Annotated in this window: 16 protein-coding genes and 6 pseudogenes; 12 read left to right on the forward strand and 10 right to left on the reverse strand. The window is 59.4% G+C overall.

Translation table 11 applies throughout. The annotated features are described in order from the left end of the window. Positions 1-10 precede the first annotated feature (10 nt). On the forward strand, positions 11-1,318 hold the full coding sequence (locus NKI08_RS21045) for a polysaccharide biosynthesis/export family protein (RefSeq protein WP_352771914.1): 1,308 nt from the start codon (positions 11-13) through the stop codon (positions 1,316-1,318). A gap of 211 nt (positions 1,319-1,529) precedes the next feature. Then, positions 1,530-1,766 (forward strand): hypothetical protein, encoded by a 237-nt coding sequence (locus tag NKI08_RS21050; protein ID WP_352771916.1) that lies wholly within the window; start codon positions 1,530-1,532, stop codon positions 1,764-1,766. 12 nt (positions 1,767-1,778) lie between these two features. Here NKI08_RS21050 and NKI08_RS21055 read toward each other — a convergent pair whose 3' ends face one another. Then, on the reverse strand, positions 1,779-2,579 hold the full coding sequence (locus NKI08_RS21055) for a sugar transferase (protein WP_352771917.1): 801 nt from the start codon (positions 2,577-2,579) through the stop codon (positions 1,779-1,781). A gap of 179 nt (positions 2,580-2,758) precedes the next feature. After that, positions 2,759-4,576: a GumC family protein gene (locus NKI08_RS21060; RefSeq protein WP_352771919.1), complete on the reverse strand. Its 1,818-nt coding sequence runs from the start codon at positions 4,574-4,576 to the stop codon at positions 2,759-2,761. Positions 4,577-5,386: 810 nt separating this feature from the next. On the opposite strand from NKI08_RS21060, the gene NKI08_RS21065 reads away from it, so the two are divergent. The 3 genes from NKI08_RS21065 to NKI08_RS21080 all read left to right on the forward strand — a co-directional run bounded on the left by NKI08_RS21065 (position 5,387) and on the right by NKI08_RS21080 (position 11,336). Next, positions 5,387-7,693: an AGE family epimerase/isomerase gene (locus tag NKI08_RS21065; RefSeq protein ID WP_352771921.1), complete on the forward strand. Its 2,307-nt coding sequence runs from the start codon at positions 5,387-5,389 to the stop codon at positions 7,691-7,693. A gap of 279 nt (positions 7,694-7,972) precedes the next feature. Continuing rightward, positions 7,973-8,227, forward strand: a complete 255-nt coding sequence (locus tag NKI08_RS21070; protein ID WP_352771923.1) for a DUF982 domain-containing protein — start codon at positions 7,973-7,975, stop codon at positions 8,225-8,227. Between the two features lie 907 nt (positions 8,228-9,134). Beyond that, a complete protein-coding gene (locus NKI08_RS21080; RefSeq protein ID WP_352771925.1) occupies positions 9,135-11,336 on the forward strand; it encodes a family 16 glycosylhydrolase in 2,202 nt (733 codons plus the stop codon). Between the two features lie 250 nt (positions 11,337-11,586). Here NKI08_RS21080 and NKI08_RS21085 read toward each other — a convergent pair. Continuing rightward, positions 11,587-12,036, reverse strand: a pseudogene (locus tag NKI08_RS21085) (TIR domain-containing protein); the annotation flags it as partial. A 138-nt stretch (positions 12,037-12,174) separates the two neighbouring features. On the opposite strand from NKI08_RS21085, the pseudogene NKI08_RS21090 reads away from it, so the two are divergent. Continuing rightward, positions 12,175-12,971, forward strand: a pseudogene (locus NKI08_RS21090) (type IV secretory system conjugative DNA transfer family protein); the annotation flags it as partial. Next, a pseudogene (locus tag NKI08_RS21095) lies at positions 12,971-13,111 on the forward strand (transposase); the annotation flags it as partial. The pseudogenes NKI08_RS21090 and NKI08_RS21095, both read left to right, overlap by 1 nt. A 602-nt stretch (positions 13,112-13,713) precedes the next feature. Here the strand turns inward: NKI08_RS21095 and NKI08_RS34715 are convergent. After that, positions 13,714-14,039: pseudogene (locus tag NKI08_RS34715) on the reverse strand (alkanesulfonate monooxygenase); the annotation flags it as partial. 180 nt (positions 14,040-14,219) lie between these two features. Beyond that, positions 14,220-14,996, reverse strand: a complete 777-nt coding sequence (locus tag NKI08_RS21105) for a Crp/Fnr family transcriptional regulator (RefSeq protein ID WP_352771927.1) — start codon at positions 14,994-14,996, stop codon at positions 14,220-14,222. A gap of 398 nt (positions 14,997-15,394) precedes the next feature. Between NKI08_RS21105 and NKI08_RS21110 the strand changes: the two genes are divergently transcribed. Then, positions 15,395-16,762: an exopolysaccharide biosynthesis polyprenyl glycosylphosphotransferase gene (locus NKI08_RS21110; RefSeq protein WP_352771929.1), complete on the forward strand. Its 1,368-nt coding sequence runs from the start codon at positions 15,395-15,397 to the stop codon at positions 16,760-16,762. A 131-nt stretch (positions 16,763-16,893) separates the two neighbouring features. Here NKI08_RS21110 and NKI08_RS21115 read toward each other — a convergent pair. Continuing rightward, positions 16,894-17,289: pseudogene (locus NKI08_RS21115) on the reverse strand (transposase); the annotation flags it as partial. Between NKI08_RS21115 and NKI08_RS21120 the strand changes: the two are divergent. Next, positions 17,255-17,674: pseudogene (locus NKI08_RS21120) on the forward strand (IS5 family transposase); the annotation flags it as partial. The pseudogenes NKI08_RS21115 and NKI08_RS21120 sit on opposite strands and share 35 nt — an antisense overlap. 299 nt (positions 17,675-17,973) lie before the next feature. Here NKI08_RS21120 and NKI08_RS21125 read toward each other — a convergent pair. Then, entirely contained in the window at positions 17,974-19,068 is a 1,095-nt protein-coding gene (locus tag NKI08_RS21125) for an acyltransferase family protein (protein ID WP_352771931.1), read from the reverse strand. Between the two features lie 589 nt (positions 19,069-19,657). On the opposite strand from NKI08_RS21125, the gene NKI08_RS21130 reads away from it, so the two are divergent. Then, entirely contained in the window at positions 19,658-19,771 is a 114-nt protein-coding gene (locus NKI08_RS21130) for a transposase (RefSeq protein ID WP_352771933.1), read from the forward strand. Between the two features lie 22 nt (positions 19,772-19,793). Continuing rightward, complete coding sequence (locus NKI08_RS21135) at positions 19,794-20,312, forward strand: transposase (protein WP_352771935.1); 519 nt, start codon at positions 19,794-19,796, stop codon at positions 20,310-20,312. A gap of 282 nt (positions 20,313-20,594) precedes the next feature. Here the strand turns inward: NKI08_RS21135 and NKI08_RS21140 are convergent, their stop codons facing one another. Further along, positions 20,595-20,954: a glycosyltransferase gene (locus NKI08_RS21140; protein ID WP_352771937.1), complete on the reverse strand. Its 360-nt coding sequence runs from the start codon at positions 20,952-20,954 to the stop codon at positions 20,595-20,597. Positions 20,955-21,195: 241 nt separating this feature from the next. Between NKI08_RS21140 and NKI08_RS21145 the strand changes: the two genes are divergently transcribed. Further along, positions 21,196-21,423 (forward strand): hypothetical protein, encoded by a 228-nt coding sequence (locus tag NKI08_RS21145; protein ID WP_352771939.1) that lies wholly within the window; start codon positions 21,196-21,198, stop codon positions 21,421-21,423. 424 nt (positions 21,424-21,847) lie between these two features. Here the strand turns inward: NKI08_RS21145 and NKI08_RS21150 are convergent, their stop codons facing one another. Together NKI08_RS21150 and NKI08_RS21155 are read right to left on the reverse strand one after the other, a co-directional pair. Then, entirely contained in the window at positions 21,848-22,996 is a 1,149-nt protein-coding gene (locus tag NKI08_RS21150; protein WP_352771941.1) for an acyl-CoA dehydrogenase family protein, read from the reverse strand. Beyond that, positions 22,996-24,561 (reverse strand): amino acid adenylation domain-containing protein, encoded by a 1,566-nt coding sequence (locus NKI08_RS21155; RefSeq protein WP_352771943.1) that lies wholly within the window; start codon positions 24,559-24,561, stop codon positions 22,996-22,998. Before NKI08_RS21155 ends, NKI08_RS21150 begins: the two co-directional genes overlap by 1 nt. Positions 24,562-24,566: the final 5 nt, after the last annotated feature.

Raw genomic sequence — 24,566 nt, forward strand, 5'->3', positions numbered from 1 at the left:
GGGGAAGACAATGCGAAAATGGCTGGTCAGGGTGGTGGCGGCTTCACACGTGGCCGCGGCCTGGCCCTTGCCGACGATGGCTGCCGAGTATCTCCTGGGACCTCAGGATAAGGTCAGGCTCAAAATTTACGAGTGGCGCGCATCACGCGATGTGATCTTCGAATGGACGGCTCTCAACGACGATTTCGTTGTCGGCGCCGACGGCACGCTCTTCCTGCCATTTGCGGGCCAGATACGCGCGCAAGGCACCGCCCCCGGCGACCTCGCCCGCGCGATCAGCGACCGCCTGATGCAGCAGATGGGCCTTGGCCGCCAGCCGGATGTCGCCGTCGAAATCATCCAGTACAGACCCTTCTACATAGTCGGCCACGTCACGCAGCCCGGCGAGTTTCCCTACAGGCCCGGACTGACGGTGCTGCAGGCGGTGGGGATCGCGGGCGGCCTGCGGACACGCGAGGAAGATGTCTTGAGACTCGAGCGTGAAGTGATCGCGGGCCAAGGTGACGTGGGATTGCTGGCGCTGACCAACGTCAGTTTGCTTGCCCGCAAGGCGCGACTGGAATCCGAACTGGCTGGCAGCAACGACATCTCTTTCCCTGCAGAACTGAAGAACAGGGCTTCGAACGAAACGGTCGGGTTGACGATGGAGCAGGAGCGCAAGATCTTCGCTTTTCGCAAAGACGCGCTGACGACGCAACTCCGTGCACTTCACGAACTCAGGGAGTTCCTGGAAAAGGAACTGGTCTCGCTCAAGAAGCAGCTGACTTTCCACGACAAACGGGTCGAACTCGTCCAGAAGGAGCTCGCCGGGGTTTCGACCCTGGTCGAGAAAGGGCTTGCGGTTGCACCGCGGGAATTCTCTCTGGCGGGAATGGTCGCCCAGATGCAAAGCGACAGGTTGGCTGCCGAGACCTCGCTCTTGCGGGTCAGGCAGGAGATAAGCAAGACTGACATCGAGATCCTCGACCTCAGCAATCGCCATACCAGCGAGGTCGCCGAGACTTTGAGGGAGACGCAGCTACAGCTCAATGAAGTCGCCAGTAAAACCGACACCGCAGTACAGTTGCTGCACGAAACCGAGATCACGGCCCCTGCTCTGCTCGCCCTCAGGGAACGCTCCGAAAGGGCCAAACCGATCTTTAAGATCGTGAGGACGTCCGACAGCGGCACGGAAGAACTCACGGTTGAAGAAACGACGCCGATCGAGCCCGGCGATACCGTGAAGATCGAGATCCCACTGCCGCGGTCAGGCTTGGCTGCGCTGCCTGCAGGCGGCAGCTCTCAGGCGGAGCCGATAGCGGTTCTGGACGCCAACTGATCAAGTTCTATGGTCCAGCGTGGCCTTCGCCTCGTTGGCTCGTTGATCGGTCCACCCACAGAATTGACGCCTTGGCGTGAACCGGGCACTTGCCATGTACTTTGAGGCCCCCTATCAGGGAGCCGTCAAACGCGACAGAAATCACCACCCTGACTGAACCTTCCCTGCCGCATAGAGCCAATTGGTCCCGCGGATACCGGTGGAGATATCGGTGCTCATAAGTGTAGTGGCCGTGTCGGCGGTCGGCGTTATGTTGGGAGTGCGGTTCAAGGCTCCCGCCCTCATTGCGGCGACCGCCCTGCTGCTGATGGGGAGTTTTGTCTGGAATACCCTAGGGCTGCCGGGCTACGTGACCGTCACCAAATTCCTGATCCTGGCATTCGCATTGGCCTGCACTTATATCGCAGGTCTGTTCCTTTCGGTGCACCGGAGGCGGAACGAACGGTGATGTTTGCGGACTTCAGCAAGCTCTGTCGATGCGAATGACCGCAAAGACGGTCCTGAACAGGATCACGACGTCGACCCAGACCGACCAGTTCCGCACATACTGGCTGTCCAGCGCCACGCGGTTGGCGTAGTCCATGCTGCTTCTTCCGCTCACCTGCCACAGGCCAGTGAGTCCCGGCCGCGTCCGAAGGTATTCCCCGAGGTGGTCGCCGTACCGTTTGAGTTCGTCATTCACGATGGGCCTCGGACCCACACAGCTCATGTCGCCGCGGATGATGTTGAAGAGCTGGGGGAGTTCGTCCAGGCTTGACTTACGAAGCATCCACCCAAGGGATGTGACGCGAGGATCGTCCCGGATCTTGTGGGTTTCCTCCCATTCCAAGATGACTTCCGGATTGGCTTCGAGATATGCTTTTAGAACTTCTTCCGAATTGGCAACCATCGAGCGGAACTTGTAACAATTGAACGGTTTCCCGCCGAGGCCAACTCGGCAGTGCGAAAACACTGCCGGGCCTCCCGCCGTCACCCTGATCAGCAGGGCGACGACGATCATCACTGGCGCGGCAATCACAAGTGCCATGACCGCTACGACCAGATCCATGATCCGCTTCAGGAGACCTCCCAAGGGAGGTTCCGTCGCTCCTGTACTGGTGGCGGGCGACAGGTCTGTCAACACTGTCCCGGCACTGTCCTGGTCGGGCGCGGGAATAACGTGCAGTGCTATTGTTCGGCTGTCGGTCGCCGCCAGTCGAGATGACTCAACCCAGATCGGGGTTCCCTGATGCGACGGCTTCTCGACGGCATTCGTTGTCATGGGAGGGTCGCTGTTTCGAATTGTTCTCCACACTTTTCCAAGGTCGGGGCTCGTCGGCAAGAAAGGCAAAGGAGGTAGCGTGGCGGTCCGGAACTATCCCCCTAATCCCATGCTAATCCCAAGGACTGATCCCCCACACGCTTTTTGCGACTTTCGAAGGAGAATGCCTCGCCATCCGTTCATGCTTTGCGGTGCTTGGCGCGCGCCTTCGTCAGAAGCACGCCAAGGACGGGCGTCCTGCTGGCCTGCAGCGTCCTGACTAGTCCCCGCAACGTTTCGACGTGTATCTTACCCCACTCGGCGACGATGACCACGCCGTCCAGGACGGATCCGACCATCAGCATGTCGGCTCCCGAGGCAAGTGTCGGCAAGTCGAAGATGACAATGTCGTAGGGGGCAATGTCGCAGGCGGCAAGGTCCAAGAGAAACGCCTCCATGTTACGTGGTGCCAGCAGGTTCTTGGCCTGCACGACCGAACTTGGAAGCAGGTCGAACGACCGCCCCGGAGCGCAGACGATGTTGAGCCGGACAGGATCTTGGAACGGTTTGTCCAGGGCGCCCGATGGGCCGAGTAGCCGCTTGGTCATAGCCGGCCGCCAGACGTCGGCGTCGATCACCAATGTCTTCAGGCCGGACATCGCGTAAAGCGTGGCAAGATTGCTGGCAACGGAACTCTTCGAACTGTCATTGGATACAGCGGTTAACCCAAGCAATTTGATCGGGTGGTTGGTTTCCGCAAGGCTGATTTCGGTCCTCGCTTTCCTGAGGCTCTGGCTGTATCGGGAGTGCGGATATCTTACCACTTCGTCGACGTGGCCGGATGCCCTCCTCCTGCTGATGGCCGGCAGTTCTCCGACGCATTCAATACTCAGATTGTCCCGGATGTGTCGGGGCGACCTTACGGTCCAGTCGAGCGTATGCCTTACCAACGCAACTCCGATCCCGAGAATAAACCCGGAAACCGCCGCGAAAGCCAGCATCAGCTTCGGCCTTGGAGCGCTCGGATAGAGCGGCGCCGTCGCAGCCGTGATCACCCTTGCGTCTGCAACCGGGTACGACTGCTGGCTCACCGAGTTGGTGTAGGCCTGCAGGAAGCTCTCGTACATCTTCCGGTAGGTTTCGGCAGTCACCTCAAGCTCCTCAAGCGTCGGGACAGCGTTGGCCCGGTCCGCCTCTTTGGCTTCTTTGCCGACGCTGTAGTCGTGCCTTGAACGGAACTCCTGCGCTGTCGCCATGGCCTCGTTCATCTGAGTGCGCAGCTGCCGAAGGCGCTTTTCGAGCCATGCGCCGCCTTGTTTAGCAGCGTCGGCCTTGGTTTCGATCTGCTCACGCACGAAGGCATCGGCCGTGGCGTTCGCAATTCTGGCTGCGCCCTCGGGATCAAGTGAGGTGAAGGATATGTTTATGGCATAGGAAACGCCGACTCTGCGGATGTCGAGGTCTTGGCGGAAAATCAACATGGTGCGCCGGGACTTCTGGTAATCGGTCAGCATCGCAGGCGTCTCAGGCACGTCCAAGCCAAAAAACTCCCAAAGCGGGGTGAGCCAAGCGCTTTTCTGGAGCCCGAAAGCTTCAACCAGGATCGCTTTTATTTTCCTGATTCTCTCCACCAAAATCGGAACCTGTGGACGGTTGAACTTGGGATCGTCAACGAGCTTCAACTGATCGAGGACCATCGCCGCGATCTTTTCCGACTGCATCACTGCGATCTGGCTTTCCACTTGGGCAGTGTCCAATGACAGATTGACTTCGCCGCCCTCCTGCAGGTGTTGCGGCAGTTTCGGCTCGATCAGGATCTGCGTGCTGGCAGTGAAAGCCGGGTCGGTGGTCAAATTGTAGAACCAGGCCACCAAGACAGCCGCGGCAACACAGGCGATGATCGTTCCGATATAGCGCCTCAGAAATCCGGTTATGTCGGCGAGGCCGATGAACTCCTGGCTGGCGGAAGCCTGCGGGTCCGTTGTAGAGGCCCATTGGTGGGGGGATATGCGATCCAATCAACTTCTCCAGCACGCGTGCGGAAAAATCCTGCGCGCACGCCGTCTCGATGCAGGCGGTCCATGGCATCCGGCCGATGTTTTCATGAACGCGAAGGCCCGGCGTTCCCAGAGTGCCGCAAAAGGCTACCCCTGCGCCAGGAAAGGTTAAACGCCCCCAATGGGCGTATGGGCCTACGCCCTATGGGAGGAGAGAATGCGCGGTAGGCCTCGTTCTCGATCTGTCGACAAATGATATTTGCGGTTTCCACGAGACCCGCCGTCCGCGGTTGATCGCTACATCCCGCGGTGAGCGTATCGATCTTCGTGCACATACGTTCCGGGTCTCGCCTTTTCGATCGCCTCCAGGGCGAACGGCGCACAGTCCATCATCCTTTCTTCGGACGGGGCGGAGTTCCGCGGATGCCGTTGGATTTCCACTTGAATGCCTTCGAGAAGGCGAGCCAAGCGTGCGAAACGTCTTTCGTCGACATTCTCGCGGAAAGGAAACCGCGGGCCGTGGCATCTTGCAGCGCATCCTTGTCGTCGGCGCCCGAGCAGAGTGCAGCTTCGGGAATACACCGCCACGCTTGGACGCGTCATCATTTCGGCCATCGGCAAGCATGCTCCCATTGGATGAGGGGGCGCGAACCAGCGTGTTAGGACTACTCGAATTCACGAGGGGGCCTGCGCCCGGCAGCGTGCTAGGGCTGTTCTGCGCAAGAGCGGAGCAAGATGGTGCTGGTCTCCGGCGCGACGTCGCGAGATGTTCGAGGCTCTCGAAATCCAGAGGTCGGAACCTACAATCAGACATTTTGAGAGGACTGGACCATGCCGGAGCGGATCGTAAGTTTTGTCATGAGCGGGGGCGTCGGCTCACGGCTGTGGCCGCTCTCGCGCGAAGACAATCCCAAGCAATTCCACGACCTTTCGGGCGACGGCTCCATGCTTGCGAAGGCTGTCCGGCGCCTCAAGGCGCGGAAGGACGGCGAGACGCCGATCTACCTGATAGCTTCCGAGCGGCATGCCGACCGTGTTATCTCGGACGTCGGTCCGCTCGGCCTGAATGGCGGCAGACCGATTTTCGAACCCGTCGGCCGCAATACCGCCGCGGCGGCGGCCATAGCCACTTTGCAGACGATCTCCGAATATGGCGGTGACACGCTTGTGCTCGTGGTCCCCTCCGACCATCAGATATCGACCGAAACGCAATTCTGGGAAACCGTCGAAGCGGGCGTACCCGCCGCCGATTCAGGAAGCATTGTCATTTTCGGCATCAGGCCGACGCATCCCGAAACCGGGTACGGCTACATCGAGGTTACGGCAAATAGTGACGGCGGGGCCGCCGTTTCCGTTTTGCACTTTGTCGAAAAGCCCAATGCCGAGACGGCCCGCAAATACGTGTCTTCGGGAAGATTTTACTGGAACGCCGGCATCTTCCTGTTTCGTGCCGACACGATGCGGAAAGCATTTATCGATTTCCGGCCGGACATCTGGGATACCGCGGAACGGGCCTATAAGGCTGCACGGACCGACGTCTTGGGCATCTACCTGCCCCAAGGCTTCTATTCGGCTGTCCCGTCGACGTCGATCGACTACGCAGTCATAGAGCATGCACGCGATATTGCGATGGTTACGGCTTCCTTCCGCTGGAACGACCTTGGATCTTGGCAATCGCTGCTCGAAGCCAGCCCGACGGACTGTGACGGCAATGTCGTAATGGGAGACGTCGTCGCCATGGATTGTGGCAACTCCTATCTTAGAAGCCAGGGCAGGCTGCTGACAGTCGTCGGAATGAAGCACGTTGCCGTGGTGGCGACACCGGACGCGGTATTCGTTGCTCCTGTCAGCCACAGCCAGAACGTGAAGAAAGTCGTCGAACAACTCGAGAAGAGCGGACGCCTTGAAACGAAGTTCACGGCGTCGGAATACCGGGTCATCATTAGCGGATCATGGCGCAAGCGCGTCGAGCACTGGCTCTTCGACGAGACCCTGCCGTTGTGGTCCACTGCAGGTGTCGACGATGCATATGGCGGCTTCCACGAGGCTCTTGGTTTCGATGCAAGGCCGTTGGGCAAACCCAAGCGCATGCGGACGATGGCTCGTCAGATTTACGCCTTTGCTGTGGCCAAAGAACGCGGCTGGGTCGGACCGGCCGACAAGCTCATCGAACACGGCATCGACTTCATCGCGAAACACGGCCGCACCGATCGCGGCGGCTGGGTGCGCACCCTTAATTCCGACGGCAGCGTGGCTGACCCGACGGAGGACGCCTACGACCATTCCTGCGTGCTCCTGGCGCTTGCCCATGCTCACCGATGCGGCCATCAGGACGCCCTGCAGCTGGCACAAGAGACGTTCCATTTCATCGACACCCATCTCGAGGACGTCAGCCTGAACGGCTTCCTTGAGACCCCCGGCTGGAAGGGGGTGCGGCTCTCGAACCCGCACATGCACATGCTGGAATCCTTCCTTGCCTGGCACGGCGTCACCGGCGACCGTGCATATCTCCGTCGGGCGGCACGCGTCGTCGATCTCTTCCGGTGCCATTTCTTCGACCAGGAGAGCTGGACGCTTGGGGAACATTTCGACGTTGATTGGCTACCGTTGCCGGGAGACGAGGGACAGTGGACCGAACCAGGGCACCATTTCGAATGGGCCTCGCTCCTCGTCGAGTTCGCGCGGGCAAGCGGGCAGAAAGACTTGGCAGCCTACGCCAGGAAGCTCTATTCGTCGGCGATCGCCAGCGGATTGAACCGGGCGACGGGCCTGGCTTATGCAGCCGTGTCGCGGCAGGGAATGCCCTTCGACCGGCTCTCCCGCAGCTGGCCGCAATGCGAAGCCGTCAAGGCGGCCGTCGCCCTGGACGGCATCGGCGGGCCCGATCTGAAACCCGAGATCGAAGCTCGTGTCGCCCGCCTCTTCAAATGGCATATCGATCCCGCACCGCTTGGCTTGTGGATCGACAGGATTGACGAGCGCGGAAGGTCACTGGCGACTGAGGTCCCCGCGAGCATTTTCTACCATCTCGTGACGGCCTTGATGCAGTATCTGGACAAGACCGGAGGACAAGTCGAACCATTCCCGCTACCAGCTTTGGATATGAGCAAGGCCGTTCCGAAGCAGGTTTGCGGCTGACCCAACTGTCCGCCATGTGCGAACGCTAGATACTGCGCATGGCGGCGCGACTGGGGTCAGGGAAAACCGCGCCCGACTTCGGCCCAAGCGCTGTTAGCCGTCGATTCGGCATGCCGCGGCAAGCGTATACCGGCTTCGTACCGACAGCTCGGACAACCGTCGATGAATGTTTGGAAACAGCCCGTCACGAACTCAGACATGCCTAACAAACGGTTAACCGTCCTCATCGCTGAGCCGGTTAGTAGAGACGAAACCCGCTAGCCGCCCTGAGGTCCCTTCATGGCCCCCCACTGGTTCAACCCTCCGGTCCCGGTCAAGACCGAGCGTCCCGGGATCATCCGCAACGTCAACAACGCCGAGGCAGCCGGCGAGGAGCTGATGAAGTGGACCAAGCGTGGCCCTTGCTGGGATCTCGCGGTGCGCCTTTGCATGGCCGTGATTTTCGACGAGATGGAACCTGAGGAGGCCCGCAAGGCATTCTTGGCTGCTGCAAAAGAGGAGGGAACGTTACTCCCCCCAATGACAACTAGCTAAATTGGATTGCGGTATGAGGTTCTATGTGTCTCTGACCAACACCGCCTTCGCGAAAGGAGCCCGCCGCCGGTGAGGGAGAGGCGACGGCCCCCCCCCACAGCGGCTGCACATCTACGAAGAATCGACCGCTGCGAGCTCTAAACCCGCGAGGGCCTACATCGTTCCCTCATCCGCGCCTACGCGAGTTGCGGCTGACTGGGAAGGGACGCCCCGAACATGACAAAGAGAAACAAAGAAAGATTGTCAGTCCGTCTCCAAAGCAGTTCGGAAACTGGTCCGTTCCGAAGACAATCGTCGTCACATGCACAGGCCCTTAAAGCTGGTAGTCCGACCAGAACTGCCGCCAACCTTACAGTCGTTATTTGCGGCGAGTGATCGAGCCAAACAGGGAACGACGGAAGAAGGCCCTTACCGGGCTGGCTGAGCGTCAAAGCGAAAGAGTACAGAGCCTCGTCATTCCGGAGGCGAAATTGCAGGTCCGAATCGGATTGAGAAAACGGACGTTCGGCCATCCTATCTGCGCCGACCGTCGCGCCACCCCGCTGGCGAGACGCCCGAGCCTCTTGAAACCCCGACTGAGGCCGCATTGGCAAATCCGGGAATAATCCGGGGAGGAGTCCTATGACGATTGCGCGGTGGAAGTGATCACCTCGGTGCAGCGCCGGCGGCGCTGGTCGCGGGCGGAGAAGGAGCGGCTGGTTGCAGCGACGTTCGCGCCCGGCGTCACGGTATCGGAGGATTCGCAGTATCGTGTGCCGGCTAGTCAACCGATTTGCGACATCTCCCAAATTTCTCGTGAAATGTTGGGGACAACCGTACTGGCCGCATTTGCGACGGAATGGGTGTCCACTATAAGCCTTGGTGGGGGGTCAACCGCGAAAATGTTGCGAGAACGAGGACCCCATCAATGGCTGCGATTGCTCTCCCTGGCGATTGGACCGAACAGTACAAGGGATCGAAGCTGAACCTCTCGGGGTTCAAGCTCTCCTTTTCTGACGAGTTCAACACGCTTGATGTCGTGCCGAACAACGGCACCGGCAAGTGGTTCGCGCCAGTACACGCCCCCTATGGGGCCGCCACGTTCATGTCGCCGGTGGGGGCAACGAATCCGTTCTCTGTCTCCGACGGGAAGCTGACCATTACCATGAAGCAGGTGGACGGCGTCTGGCAGTCGGGAACGATGCAAACGGTCAACAGCGCCGGCCAGGGTTTCGCGCAAGAGTACGGGTATTTCGAGATGCGCGCCGCCTTTCACGGCGGGGCGGGAGCCTGGCCGGCTTTCTGGATGCTGTCGCCCGATCAGACTGTGCCACGCGTCGAGGTCGACATCGTTGAAGCGTATGGGGGCGATCCCGATGGTCATCACCAGGCGGTGCACTTGAGCAATAAGGAAAGCCAGGCTTCGAAAGGCAACTATACGGGCCTCGCCGGTTCGATGTTTGACGGGGCGTTTCACACCTACGGCGCGAGGATCACGACGGACTGGATCACCGTGTACTATGACGGCACGGAGCTGAGCCGCTTTCCAATGAGCGAGTTCTTCCGCACGCCGCTCTATATGGTGGCCTCGCTTGCCATGAATCCCCTTGAGGTCGAGCGGGCGTCCGGCACCTACGATCTGGTCATCGACTACGTGCGCGCCTATGCCGCGCCGGACGTGATGGAGCAGCACCTGACCGGGAAGGATGCGGCGGATATCCTGAACGTCGGCAGCTTTGATGACGTTCTGGATGGGGGAGCTGGTGCTGACAAAATGTCCGGCGGTTTCGGCAACGATACCTACCGCGTCGACAACGCATTCGACGTAGTCATTGAGGCCGCTGGCGGCGGTCACGACAGGGTGTGGACCTCTGTGAGCTATGCGCTTTCGGCCGGCTCGGAGATTGAACTTCTTGCCACCACCAACGCGTCCGCCACCACGGCAATCAACCTCACCGGCAATGCGTTCGCCCAAACCATCCAGGGCAATGCCGGCGCCAACGTGATCAACGGCGGCGGCGGCGCCGACACGATGAGCGGCTATGGCGGCAACGATACCTACTATGTCGACAATGCCGGCGACAGAGTTTACGAGGCGGTGGGCGGCGGCACCGACAAAGTGCTCGCCTCGGTAAGCCATGCCCTCTTGGCCGGCTCGCAGATCGAGCTTCTCGCCACCACCAACGCGTCCGGCACGACGGCCATTAATCTTACAGGCAACGAGTTCGCCCAGAGCATCCAGGGCAATGCCGGTGCCAACATCATCAACGGCGGCGGTGGCGCCGACACGATGACCGGCTATGGCGGCAACGACACCTACTATGTCGACAATGCCGGCGACAGGGTTTACGAGGCGGTGGGCGGCGGCAACGACAAAGTGCTCGCCTCGGTAAGCCATGCCCTGTTGGCCGGCTCGCAGATCGAGCTTCTCGCCACCAGCAACCCGTCCGGCACGACGGCCATCAATCTTACCGGCAATGCGTTCGCCCAAACCATCCAGGGCAATGCCGGCGCCAACGTCATCAACGGCGGCGGCGGCGCCGATACGATGACCGGCTATGGCGGCAACGACACCTACTATGTCGACAATGCCGGTGACAAGGTAAACGAGGCTTCGGGCGGCGGTCACGACAGGGTGTGGACCTCTGTGAGCTACGCGCTCTCGGCCGGCTCGGAAATTGAACTTCTTGCCACCACCAACGCGTCCGCCACCACGGCAATCAACCTCACCGGCAATGCGTTCGCCCAAACCATCCAGGGCAATGCCGGCGCCAACGTGATCAACGGCGGCGGCGGCGCCGATACGCTGACCGGCTTTGGCGGCAACGACACTTTCGTCTTCAATAACACCCTTGGCAGCGGCAATGTCGACAGGATTACCGACTTCAACTCCTCGCAGGACAAAATCCACCTCGACGATGGCATTTTCAAAGGGCTTCCGGTTGGAGCGCTTTCCCCGGCTGCTTTCTATGCCGGGACGGCAGCACACGACAGTTCCGATCATATCATCTACAATAGTGCAACCGGGGCGCTCTCTTTCGACAGCGACGGGATCGGCGGCACAGCTCAAACACAGTTCGCCACGCTTTTCCCCCCATCTCTCTCGGCAGCCTCCTTCTACGTGACCTAAAGAACCGACGGGGAAGCGTCGAGGGCTCGCGAGATGCGCAGGAGGCCGGAAGGTTCCCGCGCGCCGAGAGGGAGAATTGCCACCACAGGCCCTCAATGCGTGCAACGCGGCCCTCGCTCTCGATCACCTTTCGAAGCTTCTGGTTGATGGTCCTCATCTCGGCAGCGTTTGTCGCTTCGCCATATCCTGCGCACGTCAATGCGAGGAGATCGGTCGGAAGCTTCGAACCGCTCGCATGCAGTATGAAAGTTCGGCGCAAGCCGAGGACGCTGCTGAAAAGACCGGCTTCGAAGACGACATTGTCGCGCGGAGAAGCCTGGCCGGAACCAGCGGGAGGGGAAGCGGGCAGGCTGGCCGTCGTCCAGTCGTCGCTGGCGAACACGAACGTCGCGAAGTCCACCTCACGCGTAAGCTCGAGGAGACGGTCAGCGTGCTCCTTCCCGGATTGAAGGATGTCGTCCAGGGATCGACAGGCGCGACGTCTTCGAGGCCGCGCGTCAGCGCCTGCACCAGCTTCATCTGCGCTCCCGACGAGCCAAGGAAAATGCGGGGCTTGTTGATCTATTCCCTCACTACAGCAGGTCGTACCACCGCCGTCCGCGCTGCCACGGTGTCTCAACCACGCTGAATGCGCAAGACACGCACGGAAACGATCCCCGCCCGCCGCCGAATCTATAGGATACTTGTGGAGAGCAGCCACCGAGAGAACTGCACTTGCGTGCGCGTTTAGCGTTAGGCTGTCGCGACCTGAAATGACCTGCCGAGGTGGAAGGAGCCCCGCTAGTTGGCGACGGCTCGCAAGGGCTAGTCCCGATTTGAACCGCTGAGGACCTTGCCAGCTATGCGGCCACCGATCTTCGTCGAGGGCGCATTCATCGCCGCCTCTGGCGGCTCCATCTCCATCGCCGTGGCGATCGGCATCTCGGTCTGGCGGGCGCGCGAGGCGAAGAACGTCGAGACATACGAATCGGCGCGCTGGGCGAAAGCGAATGAGGTCAAGTCCGCCGGTCTGCTCGGCCCTGACGGCGTGGTACTCGGCATGTTCGATCGCGACTATCTCCGTCACGACGGGCCGGAACATATCCTGTGCTTCGCGCCGACGAGAAGCGGCAAAGGCGTCGGCCTCGCCGTGCCATCGCTTCTCACCTGGTCGGGCTCGGCCATCGTGCACGATATCAAGGGTGAGAACTGGCAGCTCACTGCAGGCTTTCGCGCCGCGGCCAGGCACGGGCGGGTGCTGCTGTTCGATCCCACGAACAGGAAGTCCTCCGCCTACAACCCGCTTCTCGAAGTGCGCCGCGGTGAGTGGGAGATGCGTGACGTCCAGAATGTCGTCGACGTGCTGGTCGATCCCGAAGGCTCGCTCGAAAGCGCAATCACTGGGAGAAGATCAGTCACTCGCTGCTCATCGGGGCGATCCTGCACGTACTCTACGCCGAGCCCGACAAGATGCTGGCCGGCGTCGCGGGAATCGTGTCAGACCCAAAGCGGCCGATCGAGACCACTGTGGCAGCGATGATGACGACGCCGCATCTCGGAGAGATCGACCCGCATCCCGTCGTAGCCTCAACAGCGCGCGAGCTCTTGAACAAATCCGACAACGAGCGGTCTGGCATTCTCTCCACCGCGATATCGCTCACGCCGTGCTGCTGCTGGACCGAGCCGGATGGCATACCACCGGCAATCTCGTCTGGCCAAAGAACATTGCGCCGATCCTGCTGCCATCGCGCTCTCCGGAGCTCAATCGGGTCGAGCAGGTCTGGCATTATCTGCGCCGCGTAGCGCCCTGCCCTCGCCTAGGCCTGCAAAGCCATCATCGTAGATTCGACGGCATCGTGAAAAGACATGCACACGGCGGGATTACGCCGTGTACGAACATGGTCCTGCTCCGGAAAGCAGACACGCGCGATGCGATTGCGAGCAGACGGGCTCGCGAAAGGTCGCAATCAACCGTGAGGCTGGTGGACATTCATCTCGACCAATCTTGATCACGCAGGATTAAACCCTGCGTACCCTTCTGGCGGCCCCACTTGGAACTACATGCCGGAAAACGGTAGCCATGAAGAAGGGGAATATGCGGCGCGGCGATCAGGACGCGAGGTCTCTCCCAGATTGTCGCGTTATAGGAACGCTTTCGTCGTAAAGCTGAGCAAGAGGACCATCAAACCTGCTGCCTGATAGTTATCGGCTCTTTGCCGGCGCAGGTTCAAATCAGGGACGCGCAAGCACCGATACCGACATTCACTGATCGTAGTGATCTGAAAAACTGAGCCGCATCTTGTTACCGGTAGTCTTAAGGCCCCGCTCGCCTCATCACGACGCTGGAAGCAGACGACGCACGCCCAAGACTGGCTCGCGCGCAGATGGTCGCCAGCCACGTCTCGCCGAACGGCCCCATGCTCACGGCCATTGGCCGCGTCGAAACCTCGTGATCGAGCGGCAGAAGCGGCAGCACCAGTTCGCCGAAGCGATAGGCTTCCTCCAGATGCGGATAGTCGGGCAGGATGAAGGTTTCGATCTCAATGCGCGGTATTCGTCGATCCGCTCCGCCATTGTCGCCGCGTCGTCGACCAGGGCGGTGCCGGCGCCATCGCGCTAGGCCGACGGCCGGCCCAAAGGGTTCGGGCTGATTTCGAGTTTGTCGCGACGGTCCCAGTGCAGCCGGCCCATGCGCGACTGGCCGGCGGAATCCATTCGCGAAAACCTTCTGCGCCTTTGAAAGACTACGATGACTCGGAAACCCTCCGCTCTCAATTAGCCCCAATTCTGTCTCATTGGCGCTGACGCCGGTGAGAAGGCGCATATGTCCGGTGCGGCGACTTACGACGCCGACGAGAAGGACTTTACCGAGGGATGCGAGGACGACCGGCACCACTTCCGGTTTCATTGTCTCCCCGGAGCATGCCACGGAGATGCTCGAGCACGTGGCATTTGCATCATAGAACGATCAAAGGCGATCTCGCCAAGAGCAACAGACTCTAACGCGGCGCGATTGAGGATCGTCAGCGAGCCGTGGTCGTATCGGGTCATATACCGCCGTTCCCATTCTCTCAGGCAACGATTCACTTTCGCTCGAGAAGCCGGGACCATTGCCGCGAGGTCGGTCTGCGAAATGTGGATACTCAGAGCTCTATCCACGGTAGCCGTGCTGTGCGGCCTCTCTGTCAATCGCAAGAGCGTGCTCGCCAATCGAGTGGATAGGGCACTGGCCGCACTGTGGATCACTCGCTCCTGCGCGTCGTGGGTTGCTTCGCACAAGTACGGGATCACCTTTAATGCGAGATCGGGGTGTTTGTCGAAGACCCTAACCATGAAAGCTACTTCGATTTGCAGCAAGTCGCTGTCCGCAACTGACTCAGCATTCATGTTACTTCTTCGCGTGATGAACAATCTAGTCAGGTCGAAAGTGTCACCGGGACCAAGATCTGCAAAGATGAATTCTCGTCCGTCCGAGAGGGGAGCACTAAGCCGAATTTTTCCTTGAATTATGTAGTAAATATAAATTGGCACGTCGCCAAGGCGCGTTAAGATTTTATTCTTCGGAACCTTTCGCAGAATGGCCACTTTTGCCAGTTCACTAAGGATATCCTGGTCAAATTGCTGAAATAACCGTATTTTATCGAGCTGTTTGACTCGAACCTCAGCGCCGCACTCTGCCATGGCTCCTGCCCCCCTGATAGGGTAAAGCGCCCCGGTCCCCTAAAGCGTTGCCTTGACTACCCCTTAGAACGAGTCCGATTTCGGGCCGTTCTCGCGCAAGAGCGCTCAGACAGAAGTGTTACCATATTAGGAATATTAGGATAGCATAAAATAGTCACTTCTATGTGCCCGGGGTAACAGCGACCCTGTCTCTGAGAGAGTTTAAATCAAATGTGATCGACTGAAAGCCGTTGGGATAACCCCCTTCTATGGGACGGCGTGTGCCATGCCCCAAAAAGGAGAAGGGATACAACAGGATTCGGGGGCTTGTCTCCATGCGGCATGCACCAACCCAGGCGTCGCGTGCGTTCTTGAAGCGGAGCGTAGAACCGCTACGGCTTCCTGTGGGAGCAGTTTGCGTGTTTCTTGCAACTGCTGATTTCCTCCTCGGAGAGACGATACTTCTTGCGTCAAATGACGTCTATCATAGGTACGTCGGCGTGAGCCGGCCAGATATTTGGGAGACGATTTATCTAAGTCTTACCGCCGGCCTATTGCTTGTCGCATTCATGGGGGCCAGAGGCGCCTACACGATCAGTGGCATCCTGGACGATCACCGCGTGATCAAAACACTCTTCACCGGGTGGTTATTCGTTTTCTTTTCAATTCTCTGGCTCGCCTTTCTCACGAAGACGACGTCGACGTTCTCCCGCGGTTCCTTGACGCTGGCGTTTGCGGTCGGATTCCCAACCCTGCTGCCTAGCCACGCAGTTCTAGCGCGTGTGCTGAAACGGCTTCTGGCCGCCGAGAAGCTCGTCCTGCGCACAGTTTATCTGTTTTACGCTGGCGTTCCTGGAATGGAAAAGGGGATAATCGGCAAGCTCGGGCAACAGGGCATCGCGGTTTGCGGTGTTTCGAACATCGAGAACCATGATGGCACGATCGCAGCACGATCGGTGCAAGCCGCCGTCGCAGCTGCGCAGGCTGCGTTCCGTAGTGACCCGTATGGGGCAGTTTATCTCTTTTGCTCTTGGGATCAGCGGAAGTTGATCGCAGGCATCCTGGACGAAATGTCCCGCCTCCCGCTGCCGATCTATCTTTTCGCCGATGCCTACATAGACAAGATTCTGGCCGGATGCCCATTGCACACCGGCTGGCAGCGAGCCTTTGAAGTCCAGCGCGCGCCTTTGAGGCCTGCCGAACGCCTGCTGAAGCGGTTATTCGACATTGCCTTTGCATCACTGCTACTGCTGTTCCTGTTTCCGTTGATGGCCGTAGTCGCGTGTGCCATCGCGCTCGAGAGCGGTCGCCCAGTGCTGTTCCGGCAGACGCGGCGGGGTTTTTGTGGTAAGCCATTCAATATTTACAAGTTCCGATCAATGACCGTGCAGGAGAACGGTGCGGAAATTCGCCAGGCTCAGCGTAATGATGCGCGGGTTACCCGACTTGGCCGAATATTGCGCCAGTCAAATATCGACGAGCTGCCGCAGTTATTCAATGTGCTTCGGGGGGAGATGTCCCTCGTGGGGCCACGACCCCACGCCGTCGCTCATGACGATACGTATAGTGCGGTTATTGCGAGCTATGCTTATCGCCATCGTGTAAAACCCGGTTTGACAGGCTGGGCTCAGATCAATGGCTTTCGAGGGGAAACGAAGGAGCTGTGGAGGATGGAAAAACGCGTAGAGCATGACCTCTGGTACATACAGTCCTGGAGCGTGCAGCTCGATCTTAAGATAATTTGGACAACCGCTGTACTGGTGCTTTCGGATCGTAATGTCTATTGATGTATAGCAGCTTCGCAGAGACCGTTTTGAAAATCGGCTGACTATGGGTTCCGTCTGAGGCTGGGTTATGATTCAAGCTTTAGATGCGGACGGAGCAGAGTCGTGGCCGGATAGCCCAGATCGCCAAGAAGACCAAGCGTCGTAGCCCTTGTTTCAGCTTGCGGAGCTTTGACCGACTGGCTGTCGATCACGCCAGCCCTGGCCTCGCGCCCGGCTCGCTCGCGATCCAGCATCAGCGCCACATCGTGGGTGGTCTAGTCTATAGTCTAGAGCAGAAACCGCCGCGCCAGCTCGCGAAACCAGCCGTAGACCGTCTGCCAGGGCCCGAAATGGATCGGCAGCATTCGCCAACCGCAACCGGAGCGGACCAGGTAGCGCACGCATTGATCACCTCGCGAAAATCACTCGCACGGACGGCCGCGACGCCCAGGCTTGGGTATCAGCGGCGCGAACTGCTCCCACTCCTCGCCCATCAAATCAGACGGGTAGCGCGCCGGCAAGAAGATTGTCGGCCGCAAGCGACACATTGCCGTCGATACGGATGGGCGCCTGTTGATGGTCAATCTCACCGCCGCCGATATCTCCGACAGTGCCGGTGCTCAGGCGATCCTGGATGGTATCCGCAAGCGTTGGCCCTGGGTGAAGCATCTATTCGCCGACGGCGCCTATGACAGGCTGAAGCTCATGGACAAAGCCGCCTATCTCGACTTCGTGGTCGAGATCATTCGTCGATCCGACGACCAGAAGGGCTTCCAGATCCTGCCCCGCCGCTGGGTCGTCGAGCGGACCTTCGGCTGGATGACAAGATGGCGCCGCCTCGTGCGCGACTACGAGCAGCGCATCGATGTCTCGCAAGCCATGATCCTTGTCGCAATGGGCGGCAATCTCATCCGCCGAAACGCTCATCCCTGAATTTCAAAACGGACTCTTAACTCTGTGTCCATGGAACCGGTAGCAGGCCATAGAGCGGCCTCTCACATTAACTGCGCATTCTAGACGCCGCTGGGAGGGGCAGTCACGGTGAATGGATGGGGCACACCTCGCTCCAGACAACCAAAGGCTACGCCCACACGCCGAAGCACGTTCAGGACAGTCTGACCGTCTCTGAGGACGCGGAACAGGTCGATGCCGCGCTGCACTTGGCATGACGCGCGAGACCGACCGCACCGGCACGGCGGTCTTGTAGCATCGCCGGGAAGACTTGACAGGTCCTACCGAGCGCTCGCACCTTTGGGCATTGGAATACCTGTCCTGTCTGACTGGCTGCGGGACAGCTGCTTGAGAGAGCGGGTGAGCGGTGCCTCTACCCACAAATGCAGGCCAACGCTGAAGAGACAGACAGCGGCAAATGCGGCGAACAAATAAACAGTGGCTGAGAAAATGGAACCAGCTGGAAGCACTTTTGCCGAAAGAAAGTAGACGGCGTGCAGAATCAGCGGATGGATTAGGTAGGTCGCGTAGCTCGCAGACCCCAGCAGGAGAGCGCCTCGATGCGACGCCCGATGGTTTGAACGCTCAAGTATCAACGCTCCGGCGACGATGACCGTCGCTGGTAGGCCAAGCCGCATGAGCCTGATTTCCCCGGTGCGCGTAACCTCGACGCCCAAGTACCAGTCCTGGGCAATCAGCACAGCAATGGCTAGCCCAATCGCGAGGACACTCAGTGTTGCTCCGTGGGGCAGGTCGAGTGCCTGTGACTTCAGATATAAGAGTCCCAGCAAACAGCCGAGCCCGAACTCAAGTAGGATGGCATTCGTATAGTACTTGATCGCAAAAGGTTGTGGCTTGAATACTACGCCCATGAACCAAAACGACAGAAAGACCACCGACAAAATGGTAGTTGCCCGACTAATTCGCCCCGAAAGCAGGAAAAGGCCGAAGAAGAAATAGAAAAAGGCCTCGTAGATCAGCGTCCATGCCGGACTGAGTATGGGCTCCGAAACGCCGTCGAGTCGTATATTTGGCAGTAAGAACAGGGATGTCAGCAGGTCCGAGCCGTCCCAATTGTGCAGTCCCGACGGACTGAAGCCGACAGAGTGGACGGCTATCATCGCGACAGTGATGATCCAGTATAGCGGCAATATCCGGATGAGTCGGTCACGCCAGAACGCGGCGGGGCCACAGTGGCTTCTGTCGCTCGCATAAACCATGATGAAGCCAGATATGACGAAGAATATATCGACACCGGCAGCCCCCAGATGTGAATGATAGGGAAGCGGGTGCAGGCGCTTGATGAACGGCTGGGCATGGTACAAAACCACCGCATAGGCGGCGACAGCCCGGAGCACCTGGAGGTTGTTCAGCATCAGCCTGGCTCTCGCGCTCGCGACAATCAGCCAGTCTGACCGGAGGCGATTTCGGAGGCAATTACCTCTTTCGATGCCTCGCATGCGACGTCATACCTCGTATTGGGGAGACGGCGCTGCGCCCAGACTCGCCCTGTCTCTCAATCGGCCCGCAATTATTCCACGCCGAAATACACAAGGCCTCGCATTGGACTGGGCACGGTATTCGAATGGGACATTTGCCGCCGAGCAAGGCAACGCCAAGGCGGCTCACCGCGGCATTTGGCAGGGCCGGTTCGATCAACCTTGGGATTGGCGTGCGGCGAACGCCGACAGGTCGAGACGGTCAGCGAGCGATCCACCGGGTTCGGGCTTCGCAGAGACCGTTTTGAAAATCGGCTGACTATGGGTTCCATCTGAGCTTGGTTGTGATTCAAGCTTTAGATGCGATCAGAGCAGAGTCGTGGCCGGATAGCCCGATCGCCAAGAAGACCAAGCGCTACCCGTCTGATTTGATGGACGAGGAGTGGGAGCAGTTCGCGCCGCTGATGCCCAAGCCTGGGCGTCGCGGCCGTCCGCGCGAGGTTGATTTTCGCGAGGTGATCAATGCGTGCGCTACCTGGTCCGCTCCGGTTGCGGTTGGCGAATGCTGCCGATCCATTTCGGGCCCTGGCAGACGGTCTACGGCTGGTTTCGCGAGCTGGCGCGGCGGTTTCTGCTCTAGACTATAGACTAGACCACCCAATGTGGCGCTGAAGCTGGATCGCGAGCGAGCCGGGCGCGAGGCCAGGGCTGGCGTGATCGACAGCCAGTCGGTCAAAGCTCCGCAAGCTGAAACAAGGGCTACGACGCCGGCAAGAAGATTGTCGGCCGCAAGCGACACATTGCCGTCGGATGGGCGCCTGTTGATGGTCAATCTCACCACCGCCGATATCTCCGACAGTGCCGGTGCTCAGGCGATCCTGGATGGTATCCGCAAGCGTTGGCCCTGGGTGAAGCATCTATTCGCCGACGGCGCCTATGACAGGCTGAAGCTCATGGACAAAGCCGCCTATCTCGACTTCGTGGTCGAGATCATTCGTCGATCCGACGACCAGAAGGGCTTCCAGATCCTGCCCCGCCGCCGGGTCGTCGAGCGGACCTTCGGCTGGATGACAAGATGGCGCCGCCTCGTGCGCGACTACGAGCAGCGCATCGATGTCTCGCAAGCCATGATCCTTGCCGCAATGGGCGGCAATCTCATCCGCCGAAACGCTCATCCCTGAATTTCAAAACGGACTCTCAGAAGCGGCATGGACAGGCGATCCATCGTCCGGGATTGAACTGATAGTTTTGATTTTGATGCTCGAGCGATCCCGCGCCAGTGAGTATATAGAGCCCCAAAATTCGGGTCGTGCCGGTTCAGTCGCCGGATCTTTATGAGCGCATGATTTCTTCTGGCGCGGGAAGTGGATTAGGAAAACCTGCTGACGGCGCGGCCGCCTTCAATAAGAAAAACTGTGCAGCCTATAAGCTTCGGCTCGACGACATCCGGTTCTCGATTTCCTTTAAGATGTTGGTTGCGCGTGCGATGCGGCTATACTTGGCCAGAAAGTCCGCCTCCCCTGTAGGCCAATCTGATCCCGAAACACCTCGTTTTCATGCAGCCGCTGATGGGCCTTGACCCAGTCAGACGGATTGTCCGGCGACACCAGAACGCTGTTGACGCTATCCCTCAAGACTTCACGGATAGCCGGCAGGTCGGAGGATACTATGGGTTTGCCGTGCGCCATATATTCGAAGAGCTTGAGCAGCGACATTCCCTCAGCCTCGACCGCCACCCTGGCCTTGTACATTTCTGAGATACGGCGCGAGTACAACGTCCATTTCAGCCAAGTAGGCACATGTCGCGGTGGGGACGTAGCCATGGAACACTGTGTTCGGGCATTGGGCCAGCTTCGATGTCCAATACGCTAAATCGCTGGGTGTTCCCCCGACGATATGAAATGTCGCCCAGCCGCATCGAGGCGCAATAGCGCTTATGATCTCATCCCGACATAACCGATCTTAAACGTGGCAGGCAGGCTGCATGTCTCCACGTTCGGTGGAACCGGGTCCGCGCCATTGGGCGCGATGAAAAATTTTCCGGCATGTTGAGGAAAAAGACAGATGCTGTCGTCCGGCAGACGTTGCGACGTGGGTGACCAGCATACTGAATGCCTCCAACCCTATCAGTTTGGCAAGGCGCCGACGCTGACGGCTGCTCAAACCGCCAATCGGATGGTGAAGCTCAAAATCGTGAACCGGAAAATTCCGGCGGAAACAAGCGCTACAGTAGCCGAACTCGGTGTTCAATCCGCTTCCTCGCGCCTCTATGAATACACGGGATCATTATGAAAAGATCGCGCGCGAATTCGCTAGCAGGACCTCCGCACCGGCAACGCGAAATGCATGAGACATCTTTGCGACATGTGCCGCATTGGCGGCCGGCGCTGGGACGTATGCAGAATGTATATACAAAAGCCGCATCCACAAGCTTCTGTGCCGCAAGCAATCAAAGGGTGCCAAGACCATAATCGGCAATCCGCGAACAAGTGCTCGCAGTAACGGCGATCAATCGGCAACAGACTGTAGACCCATTCCTGAGGTGCCGGCCCCACACGCGAAGCTCTAGCTTAAGCTTAGCCGTTCAGGTCGAGCCACCGCGCCGCCGTTCCGGTTGCCTCAGCAAAGTCGAGCGCCCTTTTTCGCGAGCTTACGGCAGGGCCCGCGACAGCTCACGTCGCCCATCACCGGATAGGTCCTCTGACCACAGCGGTCATCAAAGCCCCAGCCAGCCAGCAATGATGTTGCGCTGTATCTCCGAAGTTCCGGAATAGAGCTTGCTGCCAATGGCATCGCGCACGGCACGTTCGACATCGAATTCGCTCAAGAAGCCGTAGCCGCCGAAGACCTGGACGACATCGAGCGTAGTGCGAACTAGCGATTCGCTCACAAAGAGCTTCGAAACGGCGGCATCGAGGGATACGGACTCGGAGCGCTCAAGGCCCCACGCCGCCTTGTAGGCGAGGAGTCGGGCCGCCTCCACCTGCATCTTCATGTCGGCAATTTTATGGGCGACCGCCTGGTGCTTGGAAATGGCTCGGCCGGACTGATGTCTGGTGCGCGCATAGGCCACTGCCTTTTCCAGAAGCCGCTCCATCGTACCTACATGGCCGGCGAATAGGCACGCCCGCTCCCAGTCCATGCTATGGGCGAATAGCCTCGAGCCGCCGCCCACTCCGCCGAGAACGGCGTCTTTCGAAACGAGCACATTCTCGAAGACAAGCTCCCCGATCGGAGACGTCCGCAGCCCCATTTTTTCGAACTTTTGCGCGACCCGATAGCCCGGCAGCGTGCAGTCCATCAGGAAGCTCGTGATCCCGCCGAAATGACCCCGTGCGAAGTCAGTGATAGCAAAGACGACGGCTACATCCGCCACCGGCCCGTTGCTCACGAAGGTCTTCGTCCCGTTGACTATAAAGCCGTCGCCATGGGGCTCCGCCCTGGTTTTCATCGCAAATGCATCGGAGCCCGATTCCGGTTCGCTCATCGCATTGGCTGCGATCAAAGTGCCATCACAGAGCCCCGGAAGATATCGATTCTTCTGCTCTTCAGTGCCGAACTTCCAAATCGGCACAACGCCGGCCAAAAGGTGGGCGCAGATCGAGAACACCAAGCCGGAATCCTCGCAGCCGTAGCCGAGCGCGTCGATTGCAATGGCCGTGGACAGGGAATCGAGACCGGATCCGCCATAGGCTTCGGGGACTGGCAGGCCGGTCAGGCCCATTTGCGCGCAGGCCTGCCACAACTCGCGCTGGAATATCTGTTCTCGGTCGCGCTGCCTGAGATCCTTGTTGAGCTTACCTTGCGCGAAGCGAAGGATCTCGCCGCGCAGGATACGCTGCTCCTCGTTCAGCGCGAAATCCATCACTCCATCCTTATTAGATGCTGGTAGTCGATCTTATCCGTCGATGTCTTCGGAAGTAATGGCTGATGCGAGAACCAGTCCGGGGCCATGTAGGCCGGCAAATTGTGAGCGCAGAACCGCTTCAGGTCGATGAGTGACAGCGCAGCACCGTTGCGCGAGGCATAGAACACTTTAATCGAAACGCCCGACTCCTCCGAGCGAGCGATCGCCGCCACCTCGGAGATCGCTGGATGGCGATAGAGTGCCGTCTCGATCTCGCCAAGTTCGATCCGATATCCCCGCCTCTTGACCATCCGGTCGCGTCGACCGCGGAAGATGTAGACGCCATTATCGCCTTCGACCACGATATCGCCGGTCCGGTACCAGCGGCCGGTTGAATCGACGTGAAAAGCGCCGCTTGTTCGCTCAGGCAGGTTCCAATAGCCCAGCATCACGGGCGCGCCGCTGATTGCGAGCTCGCCTTCCTGGCCTCGCGGCACGTCGCGGCCCTTCGCATCAATCACGCGTGCCTTAACATGCGAGCAAGAGCGCCCGATCGGAAATGGTGCTGTGCGGTCTTCGACGATCGTCTGCGGGATTTCGTAATAGGTACAGACGTTGGTTTCGGTTGGGCCATAAAGATTCAGGTAGCGGGGGCGCGGAATCAGAGCCTTCAGCCTGCGCAGATGCTTGACCGGAAAAACCTCGCCGGCAAATAGAATGAACCGAAGAGCGTAGTCGTCGCGAGCATTAAGGCCGCCGTGCTCGACTAGAAGCGTCAGTACGGAGGGCGTGGAATACCAGACGGTCAACCGCTGCTCCGCGATAACCGAGGCCATTCGGGCCGGGTTCTTGCCGAGCTCTTCACCGATCAGGAATACGGTCGCGCCGTGCTTCAGCGGTACGTAGATGTCGAGGAGGGACAGGTCGAAGTGGAAGGGCGCATGAGAGGAGAAGCGGTCAGTCTCGTCAGGGGCGAGGATCTCGGAGCACCAGTCCACGAAGCTCGAGCCATTACGATGCGTCAGCATCACACCTTTCGGCTGGCCGGTCGAGCCCGAAGTGTAGAGCACGTAAGCCAGGTTCTCCGGCCCCGGCCGCGCCGATTCGTCCTCCACCGCCAAACCGCCCTCGGCTTCCATGCGAGCCAGGTACGTCGAGAGCGGCGAGGAACTGTCGGACCCGTCGAGCGGCAAGAGCCGAGGTTCCGCATCTAAGCGCGCTAACTCGCAGCGCAAAGCTTCGGCTCGGAACGCCTCCACGAAAATCGCGCGCACGCCGCAGTCGGTGAATATGAACGCATTACGCGCAGGCGGCGCCAGAGAGTCGACAGGCACATAGGCCGCGCCGACCTTCAAGATACCGAATAAAACAGCGAGCGAAGCGATCGACTTTGGAAGGCAAATGCCGACGCGATCCCCCGGACGGACGCCTATCCGACGGAGATAGGCGCGCACTCGGCTCGACAGCGTGTCGAGTTCGCCGTAAGTGATCTGCCGCCCGGAACTCGCCTCGACGGCTGCGCACGCACCGCTATGCCGCATCGCGCTCTGTTCCAGATATTCGTGTAAGGTAGCGACCGTCATGACGG

Source organism: Mesorhizobium sp. M0768, from assembly GCF_040320195.1.
GTDB lineage: Bacteria > Pseudomonadota > Alphaproteobacteria > Rhizobiales > Rhizobiaceae > Mesorhizobium.